Source organism: Lysobacter sp. P5_B12, from assembly GCF_056400425.1.
On the sequence record NZ_JBFULG010000005.1, the window covers coordinates 235,951 to 249,041 of the forward strand.

Annotated in this window: 15 protein-coding genes; 5 read left to right on the forward strand and 10 right to left on the reverse strand. The window is 68.3% G+C overall.

Translation table 11 applies throughout. From position 1 onward, the window contains the following. Window positions 1-6: 6 nt before the first annotated feature. Complete coding sequence (locus AC1DOM_RS10405) at window positions 7-1,233, forward strand: multifunctional CCA addition/repair protein (RefSeq protein WP_498962943.1); 1,227 nt, start codon at window positions 7-9, stop codon at window positions 1,231-1,233. A gap of 7 nt (window positions 1,234-1,240) precedes the next feature. Here AC1DOM_RS10405 and AC1DOM_RS10410 read toward each other — a convergent pair whose 3' ends face one another. Then, the gene (locus AC1DOM_RS10410; protein ID WP_498962945.1) at window positions 1,241-1,570 is read right to left on the reverse strand and encodes a VanZ family protein; all 330 of its coding nucleotides are present in this window, start codon (window positions 1,568-1,570) and stop codon (window positions 1,241-1,243) included. Between the two features lie 71 nt (window positions 1,571-1,641). Then, complete coding sequence (locus AC1DOM_RS10415; protein ID WP_498962948.1) at window positions 1,642-2,859, reverse strand: class I SAM-dependent methyltransferase; 1,218 nt, start codon at window positions 2,857-2,859, stop codon at window positions 1,642-1,644. A gap of 41 nt (window positions 2,860-2,900) precedes the next feature. Between AC1DOM_RS10415 and AC1DOM_RS10420 the strand changes: the two genes are divergently transcribed. Continuing rightward, window positions 2,901-3,641 carry a pteridine reductase gene (locus AC1DOM_RS10420; protein WP_498962950.1) on the forward strand — a complete coding sequence of 247 codons (741 nt, stop codon included), beginning with the start codon at window positions 2,901-2,903 and terminating at the stop codon, window positions 3,639-3,641. On the opposite strand, the gene folK is transcribed toward AC1DOM_RS10420, so the two are convergent. Genes folK through tsaD form a run of 3 tightly spaced genes read right to left on the reverse strand, consistent with a single transcriptional unit; the run spans window position 3,638 to window position 5,510 of the window. After that, window positions 3,638-4,120 carry a 2-amino-4-hydroxy-6-hydroxymethyldihydropteridine diphosphokinase gene (folK, locus tag AC1DOM_RS10425; RefSeq protein WP_498962952.1) on the reverse strand — a complete coding sequence of 161 codons (483 nt, stop codon included), beginning with the start codon at window positions 4,118-4,120 and terminating at the stop codon, window positions 3,638-3,640. The two genes, AC1DOM_RS10420 and folK, sit on opposite strands and share 4 nt — an antisense overlap. Next, complete coding sequence (gene folB, locus AC1DOM_RS10430) at window positions 4,117-4,473, reverse strand: dihydroneopterin aldolase (protein ID WP_498962954.1); 357 nt, start codon at window positions 4,471-4,473, stop codon at window positions 4,117-4,119. Before folB ends, folK begins: the two co-directional genes overlap by 4 nt. Further along, the gene (gene tsaD / locus AC1DOM_RS10435) at window positions 4,470-5,510 is read right to left on the reverse strand and encodes a tRNA (adenosine(37)-N6)-threonylcarbamoyltransferase complex transferase subunit TsaD (RefSeq protein ID WP_498962956.1); all 1,041 of its coding nucleotides are present in this window, start codon (window positions 5,508-5,510) and stop codon (window positions 4,470-4,472) included. The genes folB and tsaD overlap by 4 nt, the downstream gene beginning before the upstream one ends. A 150-nt stretch (window positions 5,511-5,660) precedes the next feature. On the opposite strand from tsaD, the gene rpsU reads away from it, so the two are divergent. The 3 genes from rpsU to dnaG all read left to right on the forward strand — a co-directional run bounded on the left by rpsU (window position 5,661) and on the right by dnaG (window position 8,220). Then, a complete protein-coding gene (gene rpsU, locus AC1DOM_RS10440; protein WP_036170822.1) occupies window positions 5,661-5,876 on the forward strand; it encodes a 30S ribosomal protein S21 in 216 nt (71 codons plus the stop codon). Window positions 5,877-6,018: 142 nt separating this feature from the next. Then, window positions 6,019-6,468 carry a GatB/YqeY domain-containing protein gene (locus tag AC1DOM_RS10445; RefSeq protein WP_498962958.1) on the forward strand — a complete coding sequence of 150 codons (450 nt, stop codon included), beginning with the start codon at window positions 6,019-6,021 and terminating at the stop codon, window positions 6,466-6,468. Between the two features lie 24 nt (window positions 6,469-6,492). Next, window positions 6,493-8,220, forward strand: a complete 1,728-nt coding sequence (gene dnaG, locus AC1DOM_RS10450; RefSeq protein WP_498962960.1) for a DNA primase — start codon at window positions 6,493-6,495, stop codon at window positions 8,218-8,220. Between the two features lie 6 nt (window positions 8,221-8,226). On the opposite strand, the gene AC1DOM_RS10455 is transcribed toward dnaG, so the two are convergent. From AC1DOM_RS10455 to AC1DOM_RS10475, 5 genes are all read right to left on the reverse strand, one after another. Further along, complete coding sequence (locus tag AC1DOM_RS10455) at window positions 8,227-9,180, reverse strand: FG-GAP repeat domain-containing protein (protein WP_498962963.1); 954 nt, start codon at window positions 9,178-9,180, stop codon at window positions 8,227-8,229. Window positions 9,181-9,632: 452 nt separating this feature from the next. Beyond that, entirely contained in the window at window positions 9,633-10,574 is a 942-nt protein-coding gene (gene cyoE / locus AC1DOM_RS10460; protein ID WP_498962965.1) for a heme o synthase, read from the reverse strand. Between the two features lie 5 nt (window positions 10,575-10,579). Continuing rightward, window positions 10,580-11,737 carry a COX15/CtaA family protein gene (locus AC1DOM_RS10465; protein WP_498962966.1) on the reverse strand — a complete coding sequence of 386 codons (1,158 nt, stop codon included), beginning with the start codon at window positions 11,735-11,737 and terminating at the stop codon, window positions 10,580-10,582. A 4-nt stretch (window positions 11,738-11,741) separates the two neighbouring features. Further along, complete coding sequence (locus AC1DOM_RS10470; RefSeq protein WP_498962968.1) at window positions 11,742-12,320, reverse strand: redox-active disulfide-containing membrane protein; 579 nt, start codon at window positions 12,318-12,320, stop codon at window positions 11,742-11,744. Further along, window positions 12,317-13,024 (reverse strand): SURF1 family protein, encoded by a 708-nt coding sequence (locus AC1DOM_RS10475; RefSeq protein ID WP_498962970.1) that lies wholly within the window; start codon window positions 13,022-13,024, stop codon window positions 12,317-12,319. The genes AC1DOM_RS10470 and AC1DOM_RS10475 overlap by 4 nt, the downstream gene beginning before the upstream one ends. Between the last annotated feature and the right edge of the window lie 67 nt (window positions 13,025-13,091).

Below are 13,091 nucleotides of genomic sequence, written 5' to 3' on the forward strand. Positions count from 1 at the left end.
GCGACGATGGAGACCTTCCTCGTCGGCGGTGCGGTGCGGGATCGGCTGCTGGGGCTGCCGGCGGGCGATCGCGACTACGTGGTCGTGGGCACCACGCCCGAGGCGATGCTCGAGCAAGGTTTCAAACCGGTGGGCCGCGACTTCCCGGTGTTCCTGCATCCGACGACCGGCGAGGAGTACGCGCTCGCGCGCACCGAGCGCAAATCGGGGCGCGGCTATCGCGGGTTCGTCGTCGATGCCGACCCGGGCGTGACGCTCGAGGAAGACCTGCAGCGGCGCGACTTCACGATCAACGCGATCGCACAGCGCGACGACGGCACGCTGGTCGATCCCTGGCATGGCGAAAGCGACATCGCGCGACGCGTGTTGCGCCACGTGGGCCCGGCGTTCGTCGAAGATCCCCTGCGCGTGTTGCGCGCGGCGCGGTTCATGGCGCGCTTCGCCGACCTCGGGTTCACCGTTGCGCCTGAAACGATGGCGCTGATGCGCGAAATCGTGGCCTCGGGCGAGATGGGCGAACTGGTGCCCGAGCGCGTCTGGCAGGAACTGGTGCGCGCGCTCGCGTCGAACACGCCCTCGGCCTTCCTGCGCACCTTGCGCGATTGCGGCGCGCTGGCCGTCGTGCTGCCCGAGGTCGACGCCTTGTACGGCGTGCCGCAACGCGCGGAATATCATCCGGAAGTGGACACCGGCGTGCACATCGAACTGGTGTGCGACATGGCCGCGAAGCTCGCGCCGGGGGATGCGGTGGTCGGCTTCGCCGCGCTCGTGCATGACCTGGGCAAGGCGCTCACCCCGGTGGACGTGTTGCCGAAACATCTCGGGCATGAACACGCGGGCCTGGCGCCGCTGCGCGCGCTGTGCGATCGCATGAAGGTGCCTTCCCAGCATCGCGATCTGGCGAAGATCGCGTGTCGCGAGCACCTCAACGTGCATCGCCTGTTCGAACTGCGCGACAGCACGGTCCACGATTTGCTGCAACGCTGCGACGGGTTTCGCCAGCCTGCGCGCATCGCGCAGTTGGGCCTGGTGTGCGAAGCCGACAAACGTGGTCGCACGGGGTTGGAGGACCAGCCTTATCCGCAGCGCGAAGCGTTGGTTCGCCTGCTGGAAGTCGCGCAATCGGTGCGCGCCGCCGATGTCGCACGCGAAGGCCTCGAAGGCCCCGCGCTGGGCGAAGCGCTCGCAAAAGCCCGCATCCGGGCGATCCACCAGGCGCGCACGCCGGCCTGACGCTGCGTCAGCGCGTATCCATGCGCAGCAACGCATCCCGCACCGGCGTCAGCGCACTCGCGATGCCGAGCAGCACGCCGCACGTATTGGCGAGGGCATCCCAGGCATCCATCTGCCGCGTGGTCGTCAACACGTCCTGCGCGATTTCGATCCCGATGCCGAGCGCCACGAGGAACAACGCGGCAAGCATCAACACGCGTCGCGTCGCGAACACCTGCACCGCCATCGCCGCGAGAATCGCGTAACCGAGCAGGTGCTCGACCTTGTCGCTGCCTTCCGGCAAATCCGGCAGCAACAGCGCGGGCAGCAAGGACCCGACGACCACCACCGCGATCATTCCCCACCACAGCCCGAGCCAACGCTGCGGGCGAGCAAAGGGCTTCGCCGCCGCCGACCCAAGCCAACGAATCACAGGCGCCAGCTCAGGTCGCCGACGAGGAAGGCGGTGCCGAATTCGACGTCGCGCTGGAAACCCATGACCTGGAAGCGTTCGCCCATTTCGCCGGGCAAGGTGAGGTGCTTGGCTTCCTGGCGCAGGCGATAGCGCTGCGCTTCGTCGTGCGCGCGTTCTTCGGCGGCGGTCAGGTTGGGTTCCAGGCCGTTGCCGATGAGGAAACTCGCCTGCGTGCAGTAGCCCGCCAGGTCGAAGCCGGCGCCCGTRCCCGCTTCGGCCAGCGCGGTGAAATCCACCGAGGCGGTGATGTCCTGCAGGCCCGGCAGGTCGTACACGTTCTCGACCATGCGATGGCGGCGGAACGCGCGCAGCGTGCCGTTCGCGCGCTGCGGCGAGTAGAACTCGCGACGCGGATAACCGTAGTCGACGAACAGCATCGTGCCCTTGCGCAATCCGCCGATCACCGCCTGGACCCAGTACGGCAATTGCGGCAGCAGTTCGGAGCGATAACCGTCGGGGAACGGTTCGTCGCGCTGCCGTTCGACATGGCGGACCGCGGCGGCGAGCAGCGCATCGGCGGGGCGATCGGTGCGAATGAATCGGCCCTCCGGATCGAGCGCGACGTGCTCTTCGAACACTTCGCCATCGCGCAGCGTGAAGCGCGGCGTCGGCAATGCATCGATCACTTCGTTGGCGAACAGCACGCCGTTCCATGATTCCTGCGGCGGCGCATCCAGCCATTCGACCAGGTCGTAGAGCAACGGATTCAGGCGTTCGCGCAGGCGATCCTGCTGGCGTTGGCGCAGGTCGGCGCTGGGTTCGAGGATCGCGTAACGCGCGGGCAGCGCATCGGCGGCGAGCAGTTTCTTCAGCGCCACTTCCGCGAACGCACCGCTGCCGCCGCCGAGTTCGACGACATCCGCCTCCGGCCCGAGCTGTTGCAGCACCGGCGCGATGCTGTCGGCGACGCACGCGGCGAACAAGGGACCGAGTTCCGGCGCGGTGACGAAATCACCGCTCGCGCCGAACTTGGTCGCGCCCGCGCTGTAGTAGCCCAGCCCCGGTGCGTAGAGGCTCAGCTCCATGAAACGCGAGAACGGGATCGCACCGCCGGCGGCGTGGATCTGTTGCTGGATGCCCTGGCGCAGGCGTTCGCTGTGGGCGAGCGCGTCGGCGTCGGGCACGGGGATGGCATGGGGTTCCGGCGATGCGGACATGGACGGCAAATACATCGACAATGCCGACAGGATAGCCGCAAGGACCGCAAGCGCCCATGACGACCGCCCGATCCGTTGCCCTGGTCACCGGCAGTGCCCGTCGCTTGGGTGCCGCGATCGTGCGCCGCCTGCATGCCGACGGCTTCGACGTGGCGATCCACTGCCACGCCTCGCGGGGCGACGCCGATGCGCTGGCGGGCGAACTCGAGGCCGCGCGCGCCGGTTCGACCGTCGTACTGCAGGCCGATCTGGGGCAGTTCGATCGCTTGCCCGAACTCATCGCGCAGACCATCGGCCGCTTCGGCCGCCTCGATGCGCTGGTCAACAACGCCTCGTCCTTCTTCGCCACCCCGCTCGGCCAGGCCACGCCCGACCAGTGGGATGCGCTGTTCAACGCGAACGCGCGCGCGCCCTTCTTCCTCGCGCAAGCGGCGGCGCCGCACCTGCGCGCGACGCGCGGCGCGATCGTCAACATGGCCGACATCTATGCCGAGCGCCCGTTGCGCGGCCATGCGCTCTACGGCATGAGCAAGGCCGCGCTGGTGCACATGACGCGCGCGCTCGCGCTCGAACTCGGTCCCGACGTGCGCGTCAACGCGATCGCGCCCGGCGCGATTCTCTGGCCCGACAGCGGGAAGGACGACGCCGCGAAACAGGCGATGCTCGATCGCACGCCGCTGCATCGCACCGGCACCCCGGAGGAAATCGCGAACGCGGTGCATTGGTTGTTGCGCGAAGCCACGTACACGACCGGCCAGGTGCTGCGCCTGGACGGCGGGCGGATGCTCGAAGGCTAGAGCGTCACGGTTTCCAGAGTGTCATTGAACTCTGGGTGCGCGCGCCACAGTTCGGCCAGCGTCACCTTGCGCACCGGATCGACGAACGCGGGCGCGATATCCGCCAACGGGCGCAACACGAAGGCATGCCGCAACTCCGGTCGCGGTAATTGCAATTCCGGCAGGTCGAGCTCCAGATCGTCGAAATAAACCAGGTCGACATCCAGCGTGCGGTCGTTGAACTTCACGTCCCCGCGGATGCGGCCGTTGTCGGCTTCGAGCGCGTGCAACCACGCGACCAGTGCGAAGGGATCCAGGTCGGTGTCGATGATGGCCGCGGCGTTGAGGAAATCCGGGCCTTCGAAACCCACCGCCGGCACGCGATACACCGGGGACACGACGATTTCGCCGAAGCGCGCACGCAGCGCATCGATCGCCGCGCGCAGATGGCGCTCGGGTTCGAGGTTGCTGCCGAGGCTGAGGTAGGCCTTCGCCGTCACGCGCGGCTGCGCTCGATCGATACGCCCACCGCGCGCGCGCCGCGTACCGCGCCTGGCTTGCTCAGTTTCAGGCGCACCTGCGAAACGGCGAATTCGTCGAGGATCAATTCGGCGCAGCGTTCGGCGAGGGTTTCGACCAGGCCGAAGTCCGACGCCGACACGTAAGCAATCAGGCGCTTGCTCACTGCCTTGTAGTCGAGCGTGTCTTCGATGGCGTCGCTCGCCGCGGGCTTGCGGTTGTCGAAAGCCATCTCGATGTCGAACACGAGTGGCTGCCGGATGCGGCGCTCCCAATCGTAGATGCCGATCAGGGTCTCGATCTCGAGGCCTTCGATGAAGACTTTGTCGTTCATGCGGTCGCGGGCTGGACGGCGGGCAACGATGCCATATCCCAGCGCGGTTGCACGTGGACTTCGCGCCCGCTGCTCTGCCCGGCCTGCAGGCGAAGCGCGCCGGCGAAGGCGATCATCGCGCCGTTGTCGGTGCACAGCGCGGGGCGCGGGAAGCACACGCGGCCACCGCGTTTGGCGGCGATGGCCTGCAGTTTTTCGCGCAGGCGTTTGTTCGCGCCCACGCCGCCGGCGACGACGAGCGTGTCGCAGCCCGCGGCATCCAGCGCGCGCTGGCATTTGATCGCGAGCGTGTCGACGACGGCGTCTTCGAAGCCGCGCGCGATGTTGGCGCGCGTGGCATCGCTGCGATCGCTGTCGCGCCATGCGAGCAGCACCTGCGTCTTCAAACCGCTGAAGCTGAAGTCGAGCCCGGGCCGATCGGTCATCGGTCGCGCGAATTTGAAGACGCCGGGCGTGCCGGTTTCGGCGAGCTTCGCCAGCTGCGGGCCGCCCGGATACGGCAGGCCCATGAGCTTGGCGGTCTTGTCGAAGGCTTCGCCCGCGGCATCGTCGAGGGTCTCGCCGAGCAGCCGGTAGCGCCCGATGGCGTCGACGCCGACCAGTTGCGTGTGGCCGCCGGAGACGAGCAGCGCCACGAAGGGCGGCTTGAGGTCCGGATCTTCCAGCAAGGGCGCGAGCAGGTGCCCTTCCATGTGGTGCACGCCGATCGCGGGGACATCCAGGGCCCAGGCCAGGGAACGCGCCACGCCGGCGCCCACGAGCAGCGCGCCGACCAGCCCCGGGCCGGCCGTGTAGGCCACGCCATCGAGATCGGCGGTCGTGAGGCCGGCCTCGTCGAGGGTCTGGCGGATCAGGGGCAGGAGCTTGCGGACGTGGTCCCGACTGGCCAGCTCGGGCACCACGCCGCCGTATTCGGCGTGCAGGGCGATCTGGCTGTAAACGGCGTGCGCACGCAGGCCCTCGGGCCCCGGGCGCGCGGTGTCGTAGACGGCCACGCCGGTTTCGTCGCAGGAGGTTTCGATGCCGAGGACGCGCATGGGAGGCAGATGGGGCCTGCGGATGCTGAAATCGAGGCCGTCGCGCGGTTGCGTCGGCGGAAGGGTCGCGGCTATCATACGCGGCTCCCCGGGTCTGCCCGGTGGTCGTCCACTTGTGCAGCAACCCCAGACAGAAGACCGAGAAACCGTATGCCGAGCGTCAAAGTCCGCGAAAACGAGCCTTTCGAGTTTGCCCTGCGCCGCTTCAAGCGCACCTGCGAGAAGGCCGGCGTGCTCGCCGAGACCCGCAAGCGCGAGTTCTACGAGAAGCCGACGCAGGAACGCAAGCGCAAGGCCGCTGCCGCGGTGAAGCGCCAGGCCCGTCGCACCTCGCGCGACGTCACCAAGCGCCAGCGCCTGTATTGATCCCGCGCCGGCGGCGAGCTTCTCGCCCCGCGTCGAATCGATCAGCACCCCGCGAAGCCGGCCGCGCCACAAGCGCCGCCGGCTTTTCGCATTTCTGCGGTGGCCCGCCAGAACGGGCACCGGATCCCGCACGGAGCACGCCATGACCCTGAAGAACCAGCTGACCGACGACATGAAGGCCGCGATGAAGTCCGGCGAGAAGGAACGCCTGGGCGTCATCCGCCTGATCAATGCCGCGATCAAGCAGAAGGAAGTCGACGAGCGCATCAGCCTGGACGATGCCCAGGTCGTCGCCGTGCTCGACAAGATGGTCAAGCAGCGCCGCGATTCGGTGTCGCAGTACGACGCCGCCGGCCGCGAGGACCTGGCGGGCATCGAACGCAACGAGATCGCGATCATCGAGCACTACCTGCCCGCCCGCATGTCCGAGGCGGAGATCGAGGACGTGGTCGACGGCGCGATCCGCGACACCGGCGCCGCCGGCCCGGCCGACATCGGCAAGCTGATGGGCGTGCTCAAGCCGCGCCTGGCCGGCAAGGCCGACATGGGCGAGGTCTCGTCGATCGTGAAGCGCCGCCTCGCCGAAGGTTGACCGCCGCGTGGCATCCTGACGCCGATGGCCCGCATCCCCGACGCTTTCATCGACGACCTGCTCGCGCGCACCGACATCGTCGAGGTGATCGCCGCGCGCGTGCCGCTCAAGCGCCAGGGCAAGGAATTCGCGTCGCGTTGTCCCTTCCATGACGAACGCTCGGCGAGCTTCACCGTCTCGCCGACCAAGCAGTTCTATCACTGCTTCGGCTGCGGCGCGCACGGCACGGCGATCTCCTTCCTGATCAACTACGACCGCCTCGAATTCCTCGACGCGGTCGACGAACTCGCCAAGCGCGTGGGCATGGAAGTGCCGCGCGACACGCGGCAGTCGAACGAAAACCACGACACGACCGATCTGTTCGCCGCGCTCGATGCCGCGGCGAAATTCTTCCGCAAGCACCTGGCGGGCAGCGAGAAGGCGAAGGCCTACGTCGAGAAGCGCGGCATCGCGCCGGAGATCGCCGAGCGCTACGGCATCGGTTATGCGCCCGATGGTTTCAATGCGCTGCGCGATGCGCTCGGCACCGACCAACGCCGCATGCAACTGCTCGAACGCGGCGGGATGTTCTCGAAGAACGACAAGGGCCACATCTACGACAAGTTCCGCAATCGGCTGATGTTCCCGATCGCCGACCGTCGCGGGCGCACCATCGCCTTCGGCGGGCGCGTGCTGGATCCCGAGGATTCGCCGAAGTACCTCAACTCGCCGGAAACCCCGCTCTTCCACAAGGGCCGCGAGTTGTACGGCCTGTGGCAGGCGCGACAGGTCAACAGCAAGCTGGATCGGTTGATCGTCGTCGAGGGCTACATGGACGTGGTCGCGCTCGCGCAATACGGCGTGTCGCAGGCGGTGGCCACGCTCGGCACGGCGACCACGCCGGACCACGCGGAGTTGTTGTTCCGCAACGCCGCCGACGTGTTCTTCTGTTTCGACGGCGATCGCGCGGGCCGCAACGCCGCATGGAAAGCGCTCGAATCGGTGCTGCCGCGCATGAAGGACGGCCGACAGGCCTTCTTCCTGTTCCTGCCCGACGGCGAAGACCCCGACTCGATCGTGCGCAAGGAAGGCAGCGAAGGCTTCGATGCGCGCCTGCGCCAGGCCACGCCGTTGTCGGAGTTCTTCTACGGGCAGATGAGCCTGGATGTGAATCTGACGAGCCTCGACGGCAAGGCGCGCCTGGCCGAGCGCTGCAAACCCTTGCTCGCGCAGATTCCCGATGGCGCCTTCGGCGATCTGATGAAACAGCGCCTGACCGAACTCACCGGCGTCGGTGCGCGTGCAAGCACGCCGGAAACGCACGTGCCCGCACAGCGCGCGCGCAACGCGCCGAGCGTGCCCGCGCCCAAGCGCAGCCTGGTGCGCAGTGCGATCGCGTTGTTGCTGCAGCAGCCTTCGCTGGCCCTGGCATTGCAACCGCCCTATCGATTCGCCGCGCTGCGCCAGCCCGGCGTCGAGTTGCTGTCGGAACTCGTCGCGCTGGTGCGCGAGCGGCCCGACATCCGCACCGGCGGCGTGCTCGAACACTTCGGCGATCGCGAGGAAGCCGCGGCGCTGCACAAGCTGGCCACGCAATCGCTTCCCGGCGAACAGGAATGGGAACGCGAGTTCCTCGACGTGATGGTGCAACTCGAAGACCAGACGGTGCAGCAACGCATCGACGAGCTCAAGGCGAGCCAGGCACCGCTGGATGCCGTCGAGAAGGACGAACTGCGCGCGTTGCTGCTCGATCAACGCGCCGCGAAGCGCTGATCCCCGTTACGGATACGGGTAGGGATACGGCGGCGGCATCGGCGGCGGTTCGGGCGGCGGCGCAGGCGGTGGTGGCGGCGGATCGAGTTCCGCCGCGCCATCGACGTTCCACTGCGGGGCCACTGCCGCGCACGCGTGTGCCGTCGCGGCATTCGCCGAGCGCCAGACGATGTTCTGCCCGCTCGATGCATTCCGCCACAGCACGTCCGCGTGCAGGTCTCCATCGAAATCGCCGACGCCGGCGACCCGCCAGGCCGTACCGCCCACGGCCTTGACGGCCTGCGGCGTCGCCCGATTGCCCGAACGCCACATCACGTTCGCGCCGTTGGTCGCGTTGCGCCAGAGGATGTCGGCGGCGCCATCGCCGTTGAAATCGCCGACGCCGGCGACGTTCCAGGAAAGTGCCACGGTTCCCAGCCCCACCGCGGTCGCGGCGTTGCCCGATCGCCATGCGACCGCCTGCCCGCTGGTGCGGTTGCGCCAGAGGATGTCCGCAAAACGATCGCGATTGAAATCACCGACGCCCGCGACGCCCCACGCGACCTTGGCCGCGGCGATCGCGATCGGCGTCGCCGCATTGCCCGAACGCCAGATGCGGTTTTCGCCCGTCGTCGGATTGCGCCACAGCACGTCCGCGACGCCGTCGTAGTCGAAGTCGCCCGCGCCGGCGATATCCCACGGCGCGGCGAGCGACGCCATGAAAATCGGCAATCGCGAATCGCCCATGCGCCAGATGCGGTTCTGGCCACCGGAGGCGTTGCGCCACAACACGTCGGCCACGCCGTCGCCGTCGAAGTCGGCGAGTGCGGCGATGTGCCATGTGCCGGGCACCGATGTCAGCGCGGTCGCGTGCGTGGCATCGGCCGATTTCCACACCACCGTCTGGCCGCTGGCGGCGTTACGCCACACCAGGTCGGCTTGCCCTGCCTGTGACAGGAATGGCCACAGGGCGAGGGTCACGGCAGAGCTCCACAGTTGCGCGCGCATGACCCGCCTCCACCGTCGCACGAGGCGACGCGCGAGTGGATGCGTGGGTCCGCGGCAACGGTTCAAATGCCCCCGCGAAGGCAGGGGACGGACGAGAGCTGCGGCCATCTGCGCACGGTCGCGCGTCGGGCTTCCACCCCGCCATGCCCCTGCCTGCGCAGGAGGAGTCGATCAGGCCGGCGCGCTCGCCAGCGCCCAGGTCACTGCGGCACAGAGAGCGAAGAAAAGCAGCAGGCGCGCACTGCGCTCGCTGCGGTCGGCATTCTTGTCCTGGTGCATGGTGGAATCCCCAAATTCCGAGGGACCGATATGACGCGCGCCGCCGGCCGATGTTTGGGCAGCGCGTCACAACCCGCGCGTGCGCGGCGCGGAAGGTGTCGCGTTTGCGGATCAGGTCGCGATGTAACGCGACGGACGGCGCAGTTTCAGTGCCCCATCGCCATCGCGAGCGGCTGGAAATCCAGCGCCGGGGCCGGCGCCAGCCAGGGCATCAGCCAGTGGTCGATCAGCAGAAAGGCGAACAACGCCATCAAGTACACGACCGAATACTGGAACGTACGCATGGCGAAGAACTCGTCCGGCGGATCCAGCAGGCGCCAGGCGTACCAGAGGAACACGCACCCCAGCACCACCGCGCCGCCGATGTAGAACGTCCCGCTCATGTGCAGCGCCCACGGCAGCAGCGTGGCGAGCACCAGCAGCACCGTATAGAACAGGATCTGCCAGCGCGTGTAGGTCACGCCGTGCGTGACCGGGAGCATCGGGATCATCGCCTTGGCGTAATCCTCGCGGCGGAAGATCGCCAGCGCCCAGAAATGCGGCGGCGTCCAGAGATAGATGATCAGCACCAGCGTCAGCGCGTACGCCCAGTCGGCTTCGCCCGCCATGCCGGTGATCGCCGACCAGCCCAGCAGCGGCGGCGCGGCGCCGGCGATGCCGCCGATGACGATGTTCTGCGGCGTCGCGCGCTTGAGCCAACCGGTGTAGACGATCGCGTAGCCGATCAACGACCCGAAGGTCAGCAACGCGCACAACGGATTGACGAGGAAGACCAGGATCGCCATCGACGCCAGGCCCAGCGCGAGCGCGAACACCACGGCCTGCGACGTACGCAATCCGCCCGTCGGCAACGGACGATCGTGCGTGCGCGCCATCACCGCATCGATGCGTTGGTCGAGCACGTGGTTGATCGCGGCCGCCGAGGCTGCCGCGAGCCAGATGCCGAGCAATCCGAACACCGCCTTGTCGAGCGGCAGGTCCGACAATCTCGGCACCGCGAGGAACATGCCGACCAGCGCGGTGAACACGATCAGCGCGACCACGCGCGGCTTGGTCAGCGTCCAGTACGGGGAAAGTCGCGAGCGCACGTGCGTCAGGCGTCCGGCGCGCGCACGCGCGCGATGAGCGTGACCAGCACGAACAGCAGCAGCGCCGCGCCGGCGTTGTGCGCGACCGCCACGTGCAGCGGCAGCCCGAGCTTCACGTTTGCGATGCCGAGTGCGACCTGCGTGAGCAACAACGCACCGAGCGTGACGCCCCACGCGAGCATCCCCGGAATGCGCACCAGGCGCACCGCGAGGAAGCTCAGATACACGAACACGACGCCCGCCATGATCCGGTGCGCCATCTGGATCGCGATGCGCGACTGCCCGTCGAGCACGCCGCCTTCGTAATCCACGCCGATGCCGCGCCACAGCACGAAGCCTTCGCGGAAATCGGTGGGCGGCCACCACTGGCCGACGCACTTCGGGAAATCGTTGGCGCATGCGAGCGCCGCGTAGTTGGCGCTGGTCCAACCACCGAGCGCGATCTGCACCGCGAGCAGGCTGACGCCGATCACCAGCAACCAGCGGATGCGCCGGGCCTGTGCGAGGCGAATGGGCATGTCGGTCGCGCGCCACGCCATCCATGTCAGCAACGCGAAGGTCAGCAGGCCACCGAGGAGGTGCCCCATCACGACGATGGGTTTGAGCAGCCAGGTGACCGTCCACATGCCGAGCAAGGCCTGGACGACGATTACCATCAGCGTGAGTGTGGCGGTGCGCGCGAGATCCACGTTCGACCAGCGCAGCGCGGCGATGAGCAGCAGGATTTCACCGGCGATCGCGAACGCGGACGCGGCGACGTGCTGGCCATGCCTGTACAGCGGAATGCCGATGGCCACGAGCACCGCAGCGCACAGCACCTGCGCGATGCCCCACCGGCGGCGACGCGCGGCGAGCAACGCAAGCGACAACACGATCAGGCCGAGCGCCCCGGCAAGCATGCGATGCAATTGTTCGCGCCACGCCTTGTGCGGTTCGACGGCGCGGATCGAGGTGGCGGCATGATCGACCGCTTCGTTCGCATGTTGTGGCCACGCCACGCGGCCATAGCAGGTCGGCCAGTCGGGACAGCTCAGGCCTGCATCCGACAGGCGCACAAAACCGCCGAACACGATCACGCCCAGCGCGAGCACGACGGCGAGCCACGCCAGGCGATGGAAGTTGCGATGGATGCCGTGGCGGGCGACGGATGTGGCGCTGGACACCATCTCAGTTCACCTTGAGCAGGCGGGACAGGTCGGTCCGCACGTCCCCGGGATCGGAGCCCGGAGCGTAGCGCAGAACCACCCAACCGTTCGGATCGAGCAGATACACCGGCATGCCCTTCGGATCGTGCGCGCGCGGCAGTCCGTCGATCAGCGCATCGGTGGGACGCAGCACGCGCAGCGTCGAAGGGCGCGGGCCGTGCGGCGGCAGTGCGCCGACCCACAATACGTGCACGCGGTCGGCGTCCTTCCCCGCCAGCTGCCACACCTTGTCCAGGTCGGTGAGCAGGCGTTCGCATGCCGCGGCGTTGCTCGTATCGCAACGCTCGGTCACCGCGAGGATGCGCCACGTGCGTTCGGCGTCTTTCCAGCGATAGGCGCTGCCGTCGGCGAGCGTCGGCGTGAGCGCGCGCAGGTCGGCCGGCGGCTGCAGCAATTCGCCCTTGTTCTTCAAACCCTCGGGGCGCCAGCCGGAAAAACGCAGCAGGCCGGCGAGCACGAGGCCGCCGAAGAACAGCAGGAAGATGCCGACGAGCATCCAGCGATTGCGATTGCGCGTGGCGTTGTCGACGGGAGCGTTCATGCGCGGGGCTTTGCTTTGCGAATGGAAAGGACGAGCGCGGTGATGAAGACGGCGAGCGACAGCGCCCACCATTGGACCGCGTAGCCGAGGTGGCGTTCCGGCGGCAGCGTGTTGGGAAGCACGTCGAGGTCGCGTGCGTAGCCGACGGGCAGTTTGGGATCCAGGCGGATCACGCGCGCCGGCACGTCGATGTGCAGCGCCGCGCGGATCGCATCGACGTCCGCCCGCGCCATCAGCCAGCGGGTTCCGTCGATCTGCTGCATCGGTACGCCCACCTGCAGGCCGCTGGAGGGCAAAGCCGTCATTAAGCCGCGCACATGCAGCGGGCCTGCGGGGCACGCCGCATCGGGCATCGTGCGGTCGGGCTTCACCGCGAGCCAGCCCAGGTCGATCAGCCGGTCGGCGACACCCGAACGCGCGATGCAGTACACGTGCACGCCGGGCTTGCCGTCGCGCATCTGGTTGTCGAGCAGCAAGGTCCGCGCGTCGACGGTCGCCTCGCCTTCGACCCAGGCCATCTCGCGGATGCCGGCCGCATCGATGGCCACCGGCGGGGCGCGCAGCACGCGCCCGACGTCGGCGAGCATCGCCTGCTTCTCCTGCATCCGCCCGTATTGCCAGAACCCCAGGCGCGCGAAGCCCGCGATGGCAACCAGCGCGAGCGCCCAGGCGAACCAGAATGTTCCGCGACGGGTCACGCGCATGCCCCCGCGCGGCGCGATAATGCCGCCCGGAGTGCGTGCGGGAACCGCGCGCGCGACAGGCCAAGGA

Bases quoted from the DNA above. Each gene is read 5' to 3' on its own strand.
- AC1DOM_RS10445 (WP_498962958.1), top strand. From the start codon at position 6,019: ATGACCCTGAAGAACCAGCTGACCGACGACATGAAGGCCGCGATGAAG.
- tsaD (WP_498962956.1), bottom strand. From the start codon at position 5,510: ATGCGCGTCCTCGGCATCGAAACCTCCTGCGACGAAACCGGCGTGGCC.
- AC1DOM_RS10420 (WP_498962950.1), top strand. From the start codon at position 2,901: ATGACGACCGCCCGATCCGTTGCCCTGGTCACCGGCAGTGCCCGTCGC.
- dnaG (WP_498962960.1), top strand. From the start codon at position 6,493: ATGGCCCGCATCCCCGACGCTTTCATCGACGACCTGCTCGCGCGCACC.
- AC1DOM_RS10405 (WP_498962943.1), top strand. From the start codon at position 7: ATGGAGACCTTCCTCGTCGGCGGTGCGGTGCGGGATCGGCTGCTGGGG.
- AC1DOM_RS10410 (WP_498962945.1), bottom strand. From the start codon at position 1,570: ATGATCGCGGTGGTGGTCGTCGGGTCCTTGCTGCCCGCGCTGTTGCTG.
- AC1DOM_RS10475 (WP_498962970.1), bottom strand. From the start codon at position 13,024: ATGCGCGTGACCCGTCGCGGAACATTCTGGTTCGCCTGGGCGCTCGCG.
- AC1DOM_RS10470 (WP_498962968.1), bottom strand. From the start codon at position 12,320: ATGAACGCTCCCGTCGACAACGCCACGCGCAATCGCAATCGCTGGATG.
- folB (WP_498962954.1), bottom strand. From the start codon at position 4,473: ATGAACGACAAAGTCTTCATCGAAGGCCTCGAGATCGAGACCCTGATC.
- rpsU (WP_036170822.1), top strand. From the start codon at position 5,661: ATGCCGAGCGTCAAAGTCCGCGAAAACGAGCCTTTCGAGTTTGCCCTG.